Genomic DNA, 14,594 nt, shown 5'->3' with positions numbered 1-14,594 from the left:
GCCCGGGCCGCGGCGCCGCCCGGCGCCGGTGCGAACCCCCGCGCGCCCCGCGCCCGCACCGGGGCCCGGCGCCGCCCGGCTGCCCAACCCCCGGCTGACCGGCCTGGGCAGCGGGCTGTTCTGCGCGGCGGTGATGTTCCTGCTCGGCGCGCTCTGCGCGGCGCTGTTCGGGGCGTCCCTGACGGCGTACGGCGTGCTGTTCCTGCCGGTGTGCGTGCTGACCGCCCTCTGGGTGCGCCCGGGGGACCTGATGACCGCGCCCGTCGTCGTACCGATCGCGTTCGCCGTGGGGCTGCTGCCGGTGGCGGACGGCGAGGGCGGGACGGGCGGCAAGCTGATGGGCCTGGTGACGGGGCTCGCCACACAGGCCGGCTGGCTGTACGGAGGGACTCTCATCGCCGGTCTGATCGTGATCGTCCGGCGGATCCGGCTGGTGCGCCGGCGGCGGACGGCAGGGTCCCGGCCACCGGTGTGACAGCCCTCGGCCCGGGCACCGATGTGACAGCTCTCGATCGACCGCCGGGTGGACGGCCGAGCCCTGCGTCCGACCGCCCTGATGTCCGGGCGTCCGGGCGTCCGGGCGTCCGGGCGTCCGACCGCCCTCGTGCCCGACCGTCCTGGCGTCCGACCGCCCGGACGTCCGACCGCCCTGGCCTCCGGCCGCCCTAGTGTCCGGCCGCCCGCATCGCCGCGCCCACGATCCCCGCGTTGTTCTGCAGCTGCGCCGGGACGATCTCGGCCTTGATGCCCTCGATGGAGGGCAGGAACTTGTGGGACTTGCGGCTGACTCCGCCGCCGATGATGAACAGTTCGGGCGAGAACAGCATCTCGACATGGGCGAGGTAGGTGCGCACGCGGTGCACCGCCCAGTGCTCCCACGTCATGTCGTGGTCCTCGCGGGCCTTGCTGGAGGCCCGCTTCTCCGCGTCGTGCCCGTCGAGCTCCAGGTGGCCCAGCTCGGTGTTGGGGACGAGGACGCCGTCGACGAAGACCGCGCTGCCGATGCCGGTGCCGAAGGTCAGCAGGATCACCGTGCCCCGGCGACCGCGGCCCGCGCCGAAGTTCATCTCGGCGACGCCCGCCGCGTCCGCGTCGTTGACCACCGTCACCGGCAGTCCGCCCAGCCGCTCGCCGAGCAGCGCACGCGCGTCGGTGTCGATCCAGCTGTGGTCGACGTTCGCCGCCGTGCGGATGGTGGCTCCGTCGGTGACCACGCCCGGGAACGTGACCCCGACCGGGCCCGTCCAGCCGAAGTGGTCGACGACCTGCTTGACGCCGTCGGCCACCGCCTCGGGCGTGGCCGGGTGCGGGGTGAGGACCTTGTGGCGCTCCTGCGCCAGGTCGCCCTTGTCCAGGTCCACCGGCGCACCCTTGATGCCGGATCCGCCGATGTCCACTCCGAAGATCTGCATGGCCCTACGTTACGACGAACGACTGACGGTCACAGGCCGGACGGCGGTGCTGCCCGGCCTGTACCCGATCATTCCCCGGAACGTTCACCGGATCCGGCGCCGCCGCGCTCGGCGACCAGGGCCGTCGCTTCCTCGCGCAGGTCGCGACGCAGCTCCTTCGGCAGGGAGAAGGTGATGGACTCCTCGGCGGCCTTGACGATCTCGACGTCCTCGAAGCCGCGCTGGGAGAGGTACTCCAGGACCTGCTCGACCAGGATCTCCGGGACGGAGGCGCCCGAGGTGACGCCGACCGTGGTCACGCCCTCCAGCCACGCCTCGTCGATCTCCTCGGCGAAGTCCACGAGGTACGCCTCGCGGGCGCCCGCGATCTTGGCGACCTCGACGAGCCGCTTGGAGTTGGAGGAGTTGCGCGAGCCGACCACGATGACCAGGTCCGACTCGGCGCCCATCTGCTTCACGGCCAGCTGGCGGTTCTGCGTGGCGTAGCAGATGTCGTCGCTGGGCGGGGAGATGAGCTGCGGGAACTTGTCCTTCAGGGCGTCGACGGTCTCCATGGTCTCGTCGACGGACAGCGTGGTCTGGGAGAGCCAGACGACCTTGGACGGGTCGCGGACCTCGACCTTCGCCACATCACCGGGGCCGTCCACGAGCTGGATGTGGTCGGGGGCCTCGCCGGAGGTGCCGATGACCTCTTCGTGGCCCTCGTGGCCGATCAGGAGGATGTCGTAGTCCTCGCTCGCGAAGCGGACGGCTTCCTTGTGCACCTTGGTGACCAGGGGGCAGGTGGCGTCGATGGTGGCGAGCTTGCCGCGCTCGGCCTCCTGGTGCACGACGGGGGCGACCCCGTGCGCCGAGAACATCACGATGTTGCCCGGCGGGACCTCCTCCGTCCGCTCGACGAAGATCGCGCCCTTTTTCTCCAGGGTCTGCACGACGTACTTGTTGTGGACGATCTCGTGGCGGACGTACACCGGAGCGCCGTACTGCTCCAGGGCTTTCTCGACGGCGATCACGGCACGGTCCACACCCGCGCAGTAGCCACGGGGGGCGGCGAGCAGGACACGGCGGCCAGGCGAAGCAGACATGCGTCCCATCGTAAGGCCGCGTGCGGCGGGTCGGAGATCGCCCGGCCCGTGGAGTCCCCGGGAAGGACGCCACGTCGCGCGGCGCGTTCGCCACCGGGCGGGCCGGTTGTCGGCGGTGGCCACTACGCTCGCGGGCATGGCTGTGAACACGACTCCGGAAGCCCCGTTGCCCGTCGGTGAGGTGTCGCGGCTCATCGGGGGCTGGATCGACCGGCTCGGGGCAGTGTGGGTCGAGGGGCAGATCACGCAGTTGTCGCGGCGGCCGGGTGCCGGTGTGGTGTTCCTGACGCTGCGGGACCCGTCGTACGACATCTCCGTGAGCGTCACCTGCTACCGGCAGGTCTTCGACGCCGTCGCGGACGTGGTGAGCGAGGGCGCCCGGGTCGTCGTCCTCGCGAAGCCCGAGTGGTACGCCCCCCGGGGGCAGTTGTCCTTGCGGGCCGCCGAGATACGGCCCGTCGGCGTCGGTGAACTGCTCGCGCGTCTGGAGCAGTTGAAGAAGGCTCTGACACGGGAGGGGCTGTTCGCGCCGGAGCGCAAGAAACCGCTGCCGTTCCTGCCGCAGTTGGTGGGGCTGGTCTGCGGTCGGGCCTCGGCCGCCGAGCGGGACGTCCTGGAGAACGCCCGGCACCGCTGGCCCGCCGTGCGCTTCGAGGTGCGCAATGTCGCCGTGCAGGGCGTGCACGCCGTGCCGCAGGTCGTGCAGGCCGTGAAGGAGCTCGACGCGATCGACGACGTGGACGTGATCATCGTCGCCCGGGGCGGCGGCAGCGTGGAGGACCTGCTGCCGTTCTCCGACGAGCAGCTGATCCGCACGGTCGCGCAGTGCCGTACGCCCGTGGTGTCCGCCATCGGGCACGAGCCGGACAACCCGCTGCTGGATCATGTCGCCGACCTGCGCGCCTCCACGCCGACCGACGCCGCGAAGAAGGTCGTGCCGGATGTCGGCGAGGAGTACGAGCGGGTGCGACTGCTGCGGGACCGGGCACGGCGGTGTGTGGCGGCGCTGGTGGAGCGGGAGGAGCGGGGGCTGGCGCACGCGCTCGCGCGGCCGTCGATAGAGGATCCGCACCGGATGATCGACGAGCGCGCCGACCAGGTGGCGGACCTGCTCGACCGGGGCCGGCGCTGTCTGCGGCACCAGCTCGACCGGGCCGACTCGGAGTTGACGCACACGCACGCGCGCGTGGTGGCCCTCTCCCCCGCCGCGACCCTGAAGCGCGGGTACGCCGTGCTGCAGAGGGCGGACGGGCACGCCGTCCGCGATCCCGGCGAGGTGACGGCCGGCGAGGCCCTGCGGGCGCGGGTCTCCGAGGGCGAGTTCTCCGTACGAGTGGACACATAGGGTGGGTGGATGACCAGCGAGGTTGATGAGACACCGGGCATGAGCGAGGCGCTCGGGTACGAGCAGGCGCGGGACGAGCTGATCGAGGTCGTCCGGCGTCTGGAGGCGGGCGGTACGACGCTGGAGGAGTCCCTCGCGCTCTGGGAGCGTGGCGAGGAGCTGGCCAAGGTGTGCCGGCGCCGGCTCGACGGGGCCCGGGCGCGGCTGGACGCGGCGCTGGCGGAGGAGGCCGCGGAGGGCGAGGACGTGGAGTAGCCGGGACCGTTCGGGTCAGGGGTGGCGTACGACACTTTCACATTAGTTGAACGTTGAACTTCAATCGCGTACGGTCGACGCTGTCAGCCGATCTTCCGGACCAGACGCGAGAAAGTGCATCGATGTCCCTCGTTCTTGACCCCGCCGCCCAGGACCTCCTGTTCCGTGAGGCCCGCACCGCCAACACCTTCACCGACGAGCCGGTGACCGACGAGCAGGTGCAGGCGATCTACGACCTGGTCAAGTACGGTCCGACCGCCTTCAACCAGACCCCGCTGCGCATCACCCTGGTCCGCTCGCCGGAGGCCCGCGAGCGCCTGGTCGCGCACATGGCCGAAGGCAACCGGGCCAAGACGGCGAGCGCCCCGCTGGTGGCGATCCTCTCCGCGGACAACGAGTTCCACGAGGAGCTGCCGCACCTGTTCCCGGCCTTCCCGCAGGCCAAGGACGCCTTCTTCGCCGAGCGCCCCGCGCGGGAGAGCGCCGCCGGGATGAACGCCGCCCTGCAGGCGGGGTACTTCATCGTCGGCGTCCGTGCCGCCGGTCTCGCCGCCGGCCCGATGACCGGTTTCGACTTCGAGGGCGTCCGCAAGGAGTTCCTCGACGACGACCACACCCCGCTGATGGTCGTCAACATCGGCCGCCCCGGCCCGGACGCCTGGTACCCGCGCTCCCCGCGCCTGGACTTCGACCAGGTCGTCACGACCGTCTGACAGTCATCACGACCGCCTGAGGGTCGTCACGACCGTCTGAGCGACGAACATGACGAAGACCCCCGGCACCCGCCGGGGGTCTTCGTCATGCGCGCTCACTTCGTCTCCAGCGCCTCCGCCATCTTCGTCAGCTGCGCGAACGACGCGGTGCCCGTCACGACCGTGGTCGAGCCCTTGGTGCCCTCGAGGACCAGCGCGTCGTACCGGTCGCCCTCGTAGCGGGTCCACGTCTCGCCGTCGATCTGCTCGGTCTTCCCGGTCTCCCGCGCGCCCTGCGTCGCCTCGTCGAGGAAGACCGGGCGCCGCTGGGTGGACTGCTCGACCGCCACGTACTCCCCCTCGGGATCATGGAAGCCGAGGTGCCAGGCGTCGAACTCGTCCCCCCGGAACCGGACGGAGGTGGCCTTCCACGCGTCGGGCAGCCCCTGGGGCGCAGCCACGGGGTACGAGGCGGCGCGGCGCGCCGTGAGCAGCTCGACCCGGTAGTCGACGGCCTTGACGTCGGGTGCGCTGTCGTCGTGCGGGATGAAGAGATATATGAAGCCCGCCACCAGGGTGATGACTCCCATGGAGAGGATCATGTCCCGCGCCGTCTTCTGCTTGCCGTTCTCGCCTGCCACCCTCCCATCGTCGCAGGTCCCTGCCGCGCTCATCCGTGGGGTCCCCTGCTCATTCAGCGGGCTCGGCGATAGAGTCGGGCGAAGAACACCCTCATCCGGCCGTCGTCGTACAGAAAGGTGCGCTCCGATGACCGAGCATCATCACTTGCCGTCCGAACTCGATGTGCCCTCCGAGGCCCCCGACCGCAACCTCGCCCTGGAACTCGTCCGGGTCACCGAGGCCGCGGCGATGGCCGCGGGCCGCTGGGTCGGGCGGGGAGACAAGAACGGTGCCGACGGTGCCGCGGTGCGCGCCATGCGCACCCTCGTCTCCACCGTCTCGATGAACGGCGTCGTCGTCATCGGCGAGGGCGAGAAGGACGAAGCCCCGATGCTGTTCAACGGGGAGCGCGTGGGCGACGGCACCGGTCCCGAGTGCGACATCGCCGTCGACCCGATCGACGGCACCACGCTGACCGCGAAGGGCATGACGAACGCGATCGCGGTGCTGGCCGCCGCCGAGCGCGGGTCCATGTTCGACCCGTCCGCCGTGTTCTACATGGACAAGCTGGTCACCGGACCCGAGGCGGCCGACTTCGTCGACATCAACGCGCCGGTGTCGGTGAACATCCGCCGGGTCGCCAAGGCGAAGCGGTCCGCGCCGGAGGACGTGACGGTGGTGATCCTCGACCGGCCGCGGCACGAGGGCATCATCAAGGAGATCCGGGAAACCGGGGCGCGCATCAGGCTGATCTCCGACGGCGATGTGGCCGGCTCGATCCTGGCGCTGCGCGAGGGCACGGGCGTCGATCTGCTGCTCGGCATCGGCGGTACGCCGGAGGGCATCATCTCGGCCTGCGCGGTGAAGTGCCTGGGCGGCACGATCCAGGGCAAGTTGTGGCCCAAGGACGACGAGGAGCGGCAGCGGGCGATCGAGGCGGGGCACGACCTCGACCGGGTGCTCACGACCGAGGACCTCGTCACCGGGGAGAACGTGTTCTTCGTGGCCACCGGGATCACCGACGGGGAGCTGCTGCGGGGGGTTCGCTACCGGGCGGAGACCGCCACGACCGACTCGATCGTGATGCGGTCGCGGTCGGGCACGGTGCGCCGGATCGACTCCGAGCACCGGCTGAGCAAGCTGCGTGCCTACAGCGCGATCGACTTCGACAAGGGGAAGTAGCCCCGAGGCGGAGCGGACCCGCACAGCGAAAGGGGCGTCCCCGGTGGGCGGTTTCCAGGGGGCGCCCCTTTCGCTGTGCCTTTTCGCAGGTCCTGTGCGCGGCCGTCAGCCCGCGGCCGCTATCCGGTTCTCCGGACGGACCGCCTTCTTCAGTTCCATGTCGCGGCGGCGGCGCCGGGCGAGGACCACCCGGCGCTCCGCGGCGGTGAGCCCGCCCCAGACGCCGTAGGGCTCGGGCTGGAGCAGGGCGTGCTCGCGGCATTCGACCATCACCGGGCAGCGGGCACAGACCCGCTTCGCCGCTTCCTCCCGGGAGAGCCTCGCGGCGGTGGGCTCCTTGGAGGGGGCGAAGAACAGGCCGGCCTCGTCGCGCCGGCACACCGCCTCGGTGTGCCACGGGGCTTCTTGGTCCCTGTCTCGCGCTGGCACCCGCGGGGCCGGAACGGCAGCGACCTGCAGGGACGAATGCGGCGATTGCGGCACGGTCTACTCCTGACGACGGCTTCGCGAGCGAGAGACGATGCAGCAAGGCCTACCCGCTGTGCGCGCGCCTATGCACTGAGTTCCGAACCGCCGGTTCCGGAGACTTCGCGACTGTCAATGGCCGAGGTGTTTGCGCAAACTCCTGTCGACCTGGCGCTGCACCCGGTCCAGGATGTCCGCGACGACCTTGCCGCGCCGGGCCCGCGCCTCGACGCTGCCCAGGACGGCCCAGCCGTCGACGTAGACGATGGGGGCCTCCGGTTCGCCCGAGTCGAGGGTGGCCACCTCGAAGCTGCCGAGGACGCCGCCGCCCATGCCGCGCAGCGACACGTTCTCCGGGACGCGGATCTCGACGCTGCCGAAGACCGCGAACGACTTGACGACCACCTGCTGGTGGTCGAAGAGGGCCTCGCTGAGGTCTATCTCGACGCTGCCGAAGATCGCGTACGCGTGGATCCGGCGGCCCGCGCGCCAGCGGCCCTTGCGGACGGCGCTGCTGAAGACCGCGACCACGTTGTCGTCGGGATCGATCGGGATGGCTCCGGCCGTGGGGCGACGGGGCGCCGGGGCGTGGGACGGGCCGGGGCCCCGGCGGTGGGCCGCGGGCAGGTCCCGGATGAAGACCTCCAGCTCGCCGACCGTCTTGGCGCGCAGCACCCCCTCGACGCGCTCGGCGTGCTCGTCGGCGGTGAGGCGGCCCTCGGCCAGGGCGTCGTGCAGGATGTCGGCGATACGGTCGCGCTCGGCGTCGGAGGCGCGGAGCGCGGAGTCGGCGGGCGCGGCCTGTGGGTGAAGGTCGTGCTTCTGAAGGTCCACGGCAGCAGCGTACCGAAACACGATAGATCGCGACACCCCCGGGTGCGCGGCCGAGTGTGACGAACTGAGCCTTACCTCACAAGCCCGCCGTGGGTGGCAGGTTCTACGCTGGTGGGCGCTCGCCAATGGAGGCGGGCCGCCGTCCGTCGAGTGAGGAATGGGCTGAGATGCCTGAGTTCGCGTACACCGATCTGCTCCCCCAGGGAGAGGACACCACCCCCTACCGGCTGGTGACCTCCGAGGGTGTCTCCACGGTCGAGGGGCCGGACGGGCGGACCTTCCTCCAGGTGGAGCCGGAGGCGCTGCGCAAGCTCGCCGAGGAGGCCGTCCACGACATCCAGCACTACCTGCGCCCGGCCCACCTCGCGCAGCTGCGCCGGATCATCGACGACTCCGAGGCGTCGGGCAACGACAAGTTCGTGGCGCTGGACCTGCTGAAGAACGCGAACATCGCGGCGGCGGGTGTGCTGCCGATGTGCCAGGACACGGGCACCGCGATCGTGATGGGCAAGCGCGGGCAGAACGTGCTGACGCGGGGCCGCGACGAGGAGCCCCTCAGCCGCGGCATCTACGACGCCTACCAGAACCTGAACCTGCGCTACTCGCAGATGGCTCCGCTCACCATGTGGGAGGAGAAGAACACCGGCTCCAACCTCCCGGCGCAGATCGAGCTGTACGCGACCGACGGCGGCGCCTACAAGTTCCTCTTCATGGCGAAGGGCGGCGGCTCGGCCAACAAGTCGTTCCTCTACCAGGAGACGAAGGCCGTCCTGAACGAGTCCTCCATGATGAGGTTCCTGGAGGAGAAGATCCGTTCGCTGGGCACCGCGGCCTGCCCGCCCTACCACCTGGCGATCGTGGTCGGCGGCACGTCCGCCGAGTACGCGCTGAAGACCGCCAAGTACGCCTCCGCGCACTACCTGGACGAGATCCCCGCCGAGGGCTCCGAGCTCGGGCACGGCTTCCGGGACAAGGAGCTGGAGGAGAAGGTCTTCGAGCTGACGCAGAAGATCGGCATCGGGGCGCAGTTCGGCGGCAAGTACTTCTGCCACGACGTGCGCGTGGTGCGCCTGCCCCGGCACGGCGCGTCCTGCCCGGTCGCGATCGCGGTGTCCTGCTCGGCCGACCGCCAGGCCGTCGCGAAGATCACCACCGATGGCGTCTTCCTGGAGCAGCTGGAGACGGACCCGGCGCGGTTCCTGCCGGAGACGACGGACGAGCACCTCGACGAGAGCGACGTCGTCAGGATCGACCTGAACCAGCCGATGGACACGATCCTCGCCGAGCTCTCCAAGTACCCGGTGAAGACCCGCCTGTCCCTGACCGGCCCGCTGGTCGTGGCCCGCGACATCGCGCACGCCAAGATCAAGGAGCGGCTGGACGCGGGTGAGGAGATGCCGCAGTACCTGAAGGACCACCCGGTGTACTACGCCGGTCCGGCCAAGACGCCCGAGGGCTACGCGTCGGGTTCCTTCGGCCCGACCACGGCCGGGCGCATGGACTCCTACGTGGAGCAGTTCCAGGCGGCGGGCGGTTCCAAGGTGATGCTGGCCAAGGGCAACCGCAGCAAGCAGGTCACCGACGCGTGCCACGCCCACGGCGGCTTCTACCTCGGCTCCATCGGCGGCCCGGCCGCCCGCCTCGCCCAGGACTGCATCAAGAAGGTCGAGGTCGTCGAGTACGAGGAGCTCGGCATGGAGGCCGTCTGGAAGATCGAGGTCGAGGACTTCCCGGCGTTCATCGTCGTCGACGACAAGGGCAACGACTTCTTCCAGGATCCCGCGCCGTCGCCCACGTTCACCAGCATCCCGGTGCGGGGTCCCGGCCTGGCGTAGTGGCTCGGGCGCGGCGGGAGACGGATCTCGCCCCCGCCGCTGTTACCCGTCCCGTCCCGTACCAGGGGCTGTCGGACGAACAAGCCGAACGACTTCCTCCGAGACCTTGCTTGCCGGCCGACGTTTCACCTCCATTCCGGTACCCGGTCCCGGACTCGCCTGAGAAGGGCGGTGACGATTCGCCTCCACGGGGAACAGTGGTCGCGGCGCTGACGCTGTGACACGTGGAGGTGATCGTCGATGACCGACGAGCAGGACAGGACCCAGTACCGCACCGAGCACGACTCCATGGGCGAGGTGCGGGTGCCCGCCCACGCCAAGTGGCGTGCCCAGACCCAGCGCGCCGTGGAGAACTTCCCGGTCTCCGGGCAGCGCATCGAGCGGGCGCACATCGAGGCGCTGGCCCGCATCAAGGGCGCGGCGGCCAAGGTCAACGCCGAGCTGGGGGTCCTGGACCAGGACATCGCCGGGGCGATTCAGGACGCGGCCGGGGAGGTCGCCGAGGGCGAGTGGGACGAGCACTTCCCGGTCGACGTGTTCCAGACCGGGTCCGGGACCTCGTCCAACATGAACACCAACGAGGTCATCGCCACGCTCGCCAGTGAACGGCTCGGGCGGCCCGTGCACCCGAACGACCACGTCAACGCCTCCCAGTCGTCCAACGACGTCTTCCCGTCCTCCATCCACATCGCCGCCACCGCCGCCGTGACGCGCGACCTCGTGCCGGCCCTGGAGCACCTCGCCGCCTCCCTGGAGCGCAAGGCCGAGGAGTTCGCGGACGTCGTGAAGTCGGGGCGGACCCATCTGATGGACGCCACCCCCGTGACGCTGGGTCAGGAGTTCGGCGGGTACGCCGCCCAGGTGCGGTACGGCGTCGAGCGGCTTCAGGCCTCCCTGCCCCGCCTCGCCGAGCTGCCCCTCGGCGGCACGGCCGTGGGCACCGGCATCAACACCCCGCCCGGCTTCTCCGCCGCCGTCATCGAGGAGGTCGCCCGCACCACCGGGCTGCCCCTCACCGAGGCCCGGAACCACTTCGAGGCGCAGGGCGCCCGGGACGGCATCGTCGAGACCAGCGGACAGCTGCGGACCATCGCGGTGGGCCTGACGAAGATCGCCAACGATCTGCGGTGGATGTCCTCCGGGCCGCGCACCGGCCTCGCCGAGATCGCCCTGCCCGACCTCCAGCCCGGCTCCTCGATCATGCCGGGCAAGGTGAACCCGGTCGTCCCGGAGGCCGTGCTCATGGTGGCCGCCCAGGTCGTGGGCAACGACGCCACCGTCGCCACCGCGGGCGCCGCCGGGAACTTCGAACTCAACGTGATGCTGCCCGTCATCGCGAAGAACGTGCTGGAGTCCATCCGGCTGCTCGCCAACGCGACGCGGCTGCTCGCCGACCGGACCGTGGACGGCATCACCGCCGACCGCGAGCGGGCGCGGGAGTACGCCGAGTCCTCCCCTTCCGTCGTCACGCCGCTCAACAAGTACATCGGCTACGAGGAGGCCGCGAAGGTCGCCAAGAAGGCGCTGGCCGAACGCAGGACGATCCGTCAGGTCGTCCTGGACGGCGGGTACGTGGAGCGCGGGGACCTGACCGCGGAGCAGCTCGACGAGGCGCTGGATGTCCTGCGGATGACGCATCCGTGACAAGGGGACGCGGGCGTGTGCCCGGCGCGTGAACCGTGACACGCGCCGCAGCGTCGTATGCCTATGGCACCTAATATCTGTTCATGGCAGAGGGTGAAGCGATGAGACGCGTGGAAACGGGTGGTGCGGCGGGCTTCTGGGCGCCCGGGAGCCGGATCCTGTGGCGATACCGGGAGAACGGCGGCACGCAGGTGCACATCGCGCGTCCCGTCACCGTCGTCCGGGACGACGCCGACCTGCTCGCCGTGTGGCTGGCCCCCGGCACCGAGTGCGTCAAGCCCGTGCTCGCCGACGGCACGCCCGTGCACCTGGAGCCGCTGGAGTCGCGCTACACCAAGCCGCGGACCGTGCAGCACGACCGGTGGTTCGGCACGGGCGTGCTGAAGCTGGCCCGGCCCGGCGAGCCCTGGTCGGTGTGGCTGTTCTGGGAGCCCGGCTGGCAGTTCAAGAACTGGTACGTGAACCTGGAGGAGCCACTGGCCCGTTGGGCGGGCGGGGTGGACTCCGTCGATCACTTCCTGGACATCTCGGTGCATCCCGACCGCAGTTGGCACTGGCGGGACGAGGACGAGTTCGCCCAGGCCCGCCGGGACGGGCTGATGGACGACCGGCAGGCCGAGAGCGTACGGGCCGCGGGGCGGGACGCGGTGCGGTCGATCCGCGCCTGGGGGCCGCCGTTCTCGGAAGGCTGGCAGCACTGGCGCCCGGATCCGTCCTGGGCGGTACCGTCACTGCCGGAGGACTGGGATCGTACGCCCGCGCATGTGTCCTCATGAGACCCTTGCTGCGCCCCCGGGCAAGAAACGTAGGATCGTCCTCCGCAAGGGCGCGCGGCGGCAACTACCGGAGCACGCGCTGGGCTTGACCGATCGTCACCGAGGGGCGGCAGGACGTGAGCGAGGGGTACGAGGGCAACACCGGCAGGGCCTGCGCCACAGGCCGCAGACGGCCTGCCGGTGGCACAGGAACAACCTCTGACCACGCGGGAATTCCGTTCCTGGGGCACGTATTCCGGGTATCGGAGTTTCGGCGGGACCCACTGCGCGCGCGGCGCGCAGCCCCGGACGGATGGATTCGACACGCGTGACGGAGCAGCCGACCTCGTTCGAACGCCCCCAGGGGGGCGTCGACCCCGCGGATCCCCGCGGGGCGTTCGCGCGCATACCCCGACACCGGCGCGTGCGCCGGGCGCGGGCACCTTACCGGTACAGGGCCGCCCCGGCGGCGACGTCACCGTTCCGGTCACGACGGCACACGGCACGCCGGGCACGTCGGAGCCGGGCACCTCCACGCCGTTCGGCAAGGGTAAGGACACCGTGAGCGACCCCGCATCCGAGCACTCCCAGCCGGGTGCCGAGCAGACCGCCGAGCGCGAGACCCCTCGGCCGCGCCCCGTGACCGAGGGCATTCCGGTCCAGCCCGCGGACGAGCAGGACCGGCCCGGGGTGAACGCCGACGGGCAGGAGCGCCGCAGCGGCCAGAGCCTGCCGCCCGGCCGGCCCACGCCCATGCGGCGGGACGGCGACCGGCTCCGGTTCGTGGGGGCCGCCACCCGGCGGATCGCCCGCGGCATCGACCTCGACGAGATCGTGATGGGGCTGTGCCGGGCCACCGTGCCGACCTTCTCCGACGCGATCCTGGTCTATCTGCGCGACCCGCTGCCCGTCGGCGACGAGCGGCCCACCGGCCCGCTGCTGCTGCGGCTGCGCCGCACCGACCGGATTCCGGCGGAGCGCGACACGGAGAACGGCTTCCTGCCGGCCGCGCAGCCCGAGCCGAACGAACTGGACACCGTCGGCGCCGAGCTGTGCGAGGTGCGGCCCGGCAGCGCGCTCGCGGAGGTCCTGCGGGGGGTGCGCCCGGTGTTCACCGACGCCCCCGCGGCCCGCGCCGCCCTGCCGGAGCTGCTCGGCGAAGGCGGCGAGTTCGCCGTTCCGGACGGACAGCGGGCGATCCTCGCCCCGCTGCGCGGCCGGCGCCGGGTGATCGGCGCCGCCCTGTTCCTGCGCCGTCCCGAGCGCAACGCGTTCGAGCCGGACGACCTGCTGGTGGCCGCCCAGCTCGCCACGCACAGCGCCCTCGGCATCGACAAGGCCGTGCTGTACGGCCGCGAGGCCTACATCGCGGACGAGTTGCAGCGCACCATGCTGCCCGAGACGCTGCCCCGCCCCACGGGTGTGCGGCTGGCCTCCCGCTACCTGCCGGCCGCGGAGACGGCCCGGGTCGGCGGCGACTGGTACGACGCGATCCCACTGCCGGGCAGCCGGGTCGCGCTGGTCGTCGGTGACGTCATGGGGCACTCGATGACGTCGGCCGCCATCATGGGCCAGCTGCGCACCACGGCCCAGACCCTCGCCGGCCTGGACCTGCCGCCGCAGGAGGTCCTGCACCACCTGGACGAACAGGCCCAGCGTCTGGGCGTGGACCGCATGGCGACCTGCCTGTACGCGGTCTACGACCCGGTATCGCACCGCATCACCATCGCCAACGCCGGCCATCCGCCGCCCGTCCTGCTGCACCTGGGCGGCCGCGCCGAGGTCCTGCGCGTGCCCGCCGGTGCCCCGATCGGGGTCGGCGGTGTGGACTTCGAGGCCGTGGAGCTGGACGCGCCCGCCGGTGCGACCCTGCTCCTGTACACCGACGGGCTGGTCGAGTCCCGACTGCGCGATGTGTGGACCGGCATCGAGCAGCTGCGGGAGAAGCTCGCCGCGGTCGCGCAGCTCACCGGGCCGGACCATCCGCCGCCCCTGGAAGCGCTGTGCGACGAGGTGCTCGACATGCTCGGCCCCGGCGACCGGGACGACGACATCGCGCTGCTCGCCGCCCGCTTCGACGGGATCGCGCCCAGCGACGTGGCGTACTGGTTCCTGGAGCCGGAGGACGCCGCCCCCGGCCGGGCCCGCCGCCTGGCCCGCCGCGCGTTGCAGCGCTGGGGCCTGGAGGAGCTCAGCGACTCCGTCGAGCTGCTCGTCAGCGAGGTCGTGACGAACGCCGTGCGCTACGCGTCCCGGCCGGTGACCCTGCGGCTGCTGCGCACGGACGTGCTGCGGTGCGAGGTCGGTGACGACGTGCCGCAGCTGCCGCGGCTGCGCCAGGCGCGGGCCACCGACGAGGGCGGGCGCGGGCTGTATCTGGTCAACCGGCTGGCCCGGCGCTGGGGCGCGACCCGGCTCAGTACCGGCAAGGTGGTCTGGTTCGAGCTCAACCACGGCTGACGGAGCCGC

Annotated in this window: 14 protein-coding genes; 9 read left to right on the top strand and 5 right to left on the bottom strand. The window is 71.4% G+C overall.

Annotated features, from left to right (window positions below; genetic code table 11):
- Positions 1 to 475: DUF6542 domain-containing protein (locus QNO09_RS08785; RefSeq protein ID WP_283969494.1), on the top strand; the 475-nt coding region annotated here is incomplete at its 5' end.
- Between the two features lie 190 nt (positions 476 to 665).
- Here QNO09_RS08785 and ppgK read toward each other — a convergent pair.
- Both ppgK and QNO09_RS08775 read right to left on the bottom strand, forming a co-directional pair.
- A complete protein-coding gene (gene ppgK / locus QNO09_RS08780; RefSeq protein ID WP_283969493.1) occupies positions 666 to 1,412 on the bottom strand; it encodes a polyphosphate--glucose phosphotransferase in 747 nt (248 codons plus the stop codon).
- A gap of 68 nt (positions 1,413 to 1,480) precedes the next feature.
- The gene (locus QNO09_RS08775) at positions 1,481 to 2,506 is read right to left on the bottom strand and encodes a 4-hydroxy-3-methylbut-2-enyl diphosphate reductase (RefSeq protein WP_283969492.1); all 1,026 of its coding nucleotides are present in this window, start codon (positions 2,504 to 2,506) and stop codon (positions 1,481 to 1,483) included.
- Positions 2,507 to 2,633: 127 nt separating this feature from the next.
- Here QNO09_RS08775 and xseA point away from each other — a divergent pair, with 127 nt between their 5' ends.
- The 3 genes from xseA (at position 2,634) to QNO09_RS08760 (ending at position 4,810) form a co-directional block, all read left to right on the top strand.
- Positions 2,634 to 3,842 carry an exodeoxyribonuclease VII large subunit gene (gene xseA / locus QNO09_RS08770; protein WP_283969491.1) on the top strand — a complete coding sequence of 403 codons (1,209 nt, stop codon included), beginning with the start codon at positions 2,634 to 2,636 and terminating at the stop codon, positions 3,840 to 3,842.
- Between the two features lie 9 nt (positions 3,843 to 3,851).
- Positions 3,852 to 4,097, top strand: a complete 246-nt coding sequence (locus QNO09_RS08765; protein WP_283969490.1) for an exodeoxyribonuclease VII small subunit — start codon at positions 3,852 to 3,854, stop codon at positions 4,095 to 4,097.
- Positions 4,098 to 4,219: 122 nt separating this feature from the next.
- Positions 4,220 to 4,810 carry a malonic semialdehyde reductase gene (locus QNO09_RS08760; RefSeq protein WP_283969489.1) on the top strand — a complete coding sequence of 197 codons (591 nt, stop codon included), beginning with the start codon at positions 4,220 to 4,222 and terminating at the stop codon, positions 4,808 to 4,810.
- Between the two features lie 95 nt (positions 4,811 to 4,905).
- On the opposite strand, the gene QNO09_RS08755 is transcribed toward QNO09_RS08760, so the two are convergent.
- Positions 4,906 to 5,430, bottom strand: a complete 525-nt coding sequence (locus tag QNO09_RS08755) for a DUF4245 domain-containing protein (RefSeq protein WP_283969488.1) — start codon at positions 5,428 to 5,430, stop codon at positions 4,906 to 4,908.
- A gap of 127 nt (positions 5,431 to 5,557) precedes the next feature.
- Between QNO09_RS08755 and glpX the strand changes: the two genes are divergently transcribed.
- Positions 5,558 to 6,592 (top strand): class II fructose-bisphosphatase, encoded by a 1,035-nt coding sequence (gene glpX, locus QNO09_RS08750; protein WP_283969487.1) that lies wholly within the window; start codon positions 5,558 to 5,560, stop codon positions 6,590 to 6,592.
- A gap of 105 nt (positions 6,593 to 6,697) precedes the next feature.
- Here glpX and QNO09_RS08745 read toward each other — a convergent pair whose 3' ends face one another.
- Both QNO09_RS08745 and QNO09_RS08740 read right to left on the bottom strand, forming a co-directional pair.
- Complete coding sequence (locus QNO09_RS08745; protein ID WP_283969486.1) at positions 6,698 to 7,075, bottom strand: WhiB family transcriptional regulator; 378 nt, start codon at positions 7,073 to 7,075, stop codon at positions 6,698 to 6,700.
- A gap of 114 nt (positions 7,076 to 7,189) precedes the next feature.
- Positions 7,190 to 7,891 carry a DUF1707 SHOCT-like domain-containing protein gene (locus QNO09_RS08740; protein WP_283969485.1) on the bottom strand — a complete coding sequence of 234 codons (702 nt, stop codon included), beginning with the start codon at positions 7,889 to 7,891 and terminating at the stop codon, positions 7,190 to 7,192.
- Between the two features lie 167 nt (positions 7,892 to 8,058).
- Here QNO09_RS08740 and QNO09_RS08735 point away from each other — a divergent pair, with 167 nt between their 5' ends.
- From QNO09_RS08735 to QNO09_RS08720, 4 genes are all read left to right on the top strand, one after another.
- Positions 8,059 to 9,726, top strand: coding sequence for a fumarate hydratase (locus tag QNO09_RS08735; protein WP_283969484.1), 1,668 nt, complete (start codon positions 8,059 to 8,061; stop codon positions 9,724 to 9,726).
- Between the two features lie 240 nt (positions 9,727 to 9,966).
- Positions 9,967 to 11,370 carry a class II fumarate hydratase gene (locus QNO09_RS08730; RefSeq protein ID WP_283969483.1) on the top strand — a complete coding sequence of 468 codons (1,404 nt, stop codon included), beginning with the start codon at positions 9,967 to 9,969 and terminating at the stop codon, positions 11,368 to 11,370.
- Positions 11,371 to 11,453: 83 nt separating this feature from the next.
- Positions 11,454 to 12,146, top strand: coding sequence for a cytidylyl-2-hydroxypropylphosphonate hydrolase (gene fomD / locus QNO09_RS08725; RefSeq protein ID WP_283969482.1), 693 nt, complete (start codon positions 11,454 to 11,456; stop codon positions 12,144 to 12,146).
- Positions 12,147 to 12,344: 198 nt separating this feature from the next.
- A complete protein-coding gene (locus tag QNO09_RS08720; protein ID WP_502962267.1) occupies positions 12,345 to 14,585 on the top strand; it encodes a SpoIIE family protein phosphatase in 2,241 nt (746 codons plus the stop codon).
- Positions 14,586 to 14,594 lie beyond the last annotated feature (9 nt).

The organism is Streptomyces sp. 378, from assembly GCF_030124145.1.
GTDB lineage: Bacteria > Actinomycetota > Actinomycetes > Streptomycetales > Streptomycetaceae > Streptomyces.
The sequence above is the reverse complement of the archived record's forward strand: the minus strand, read 5'-3'. Positions and strand labels throughout refer to the sequence as shown.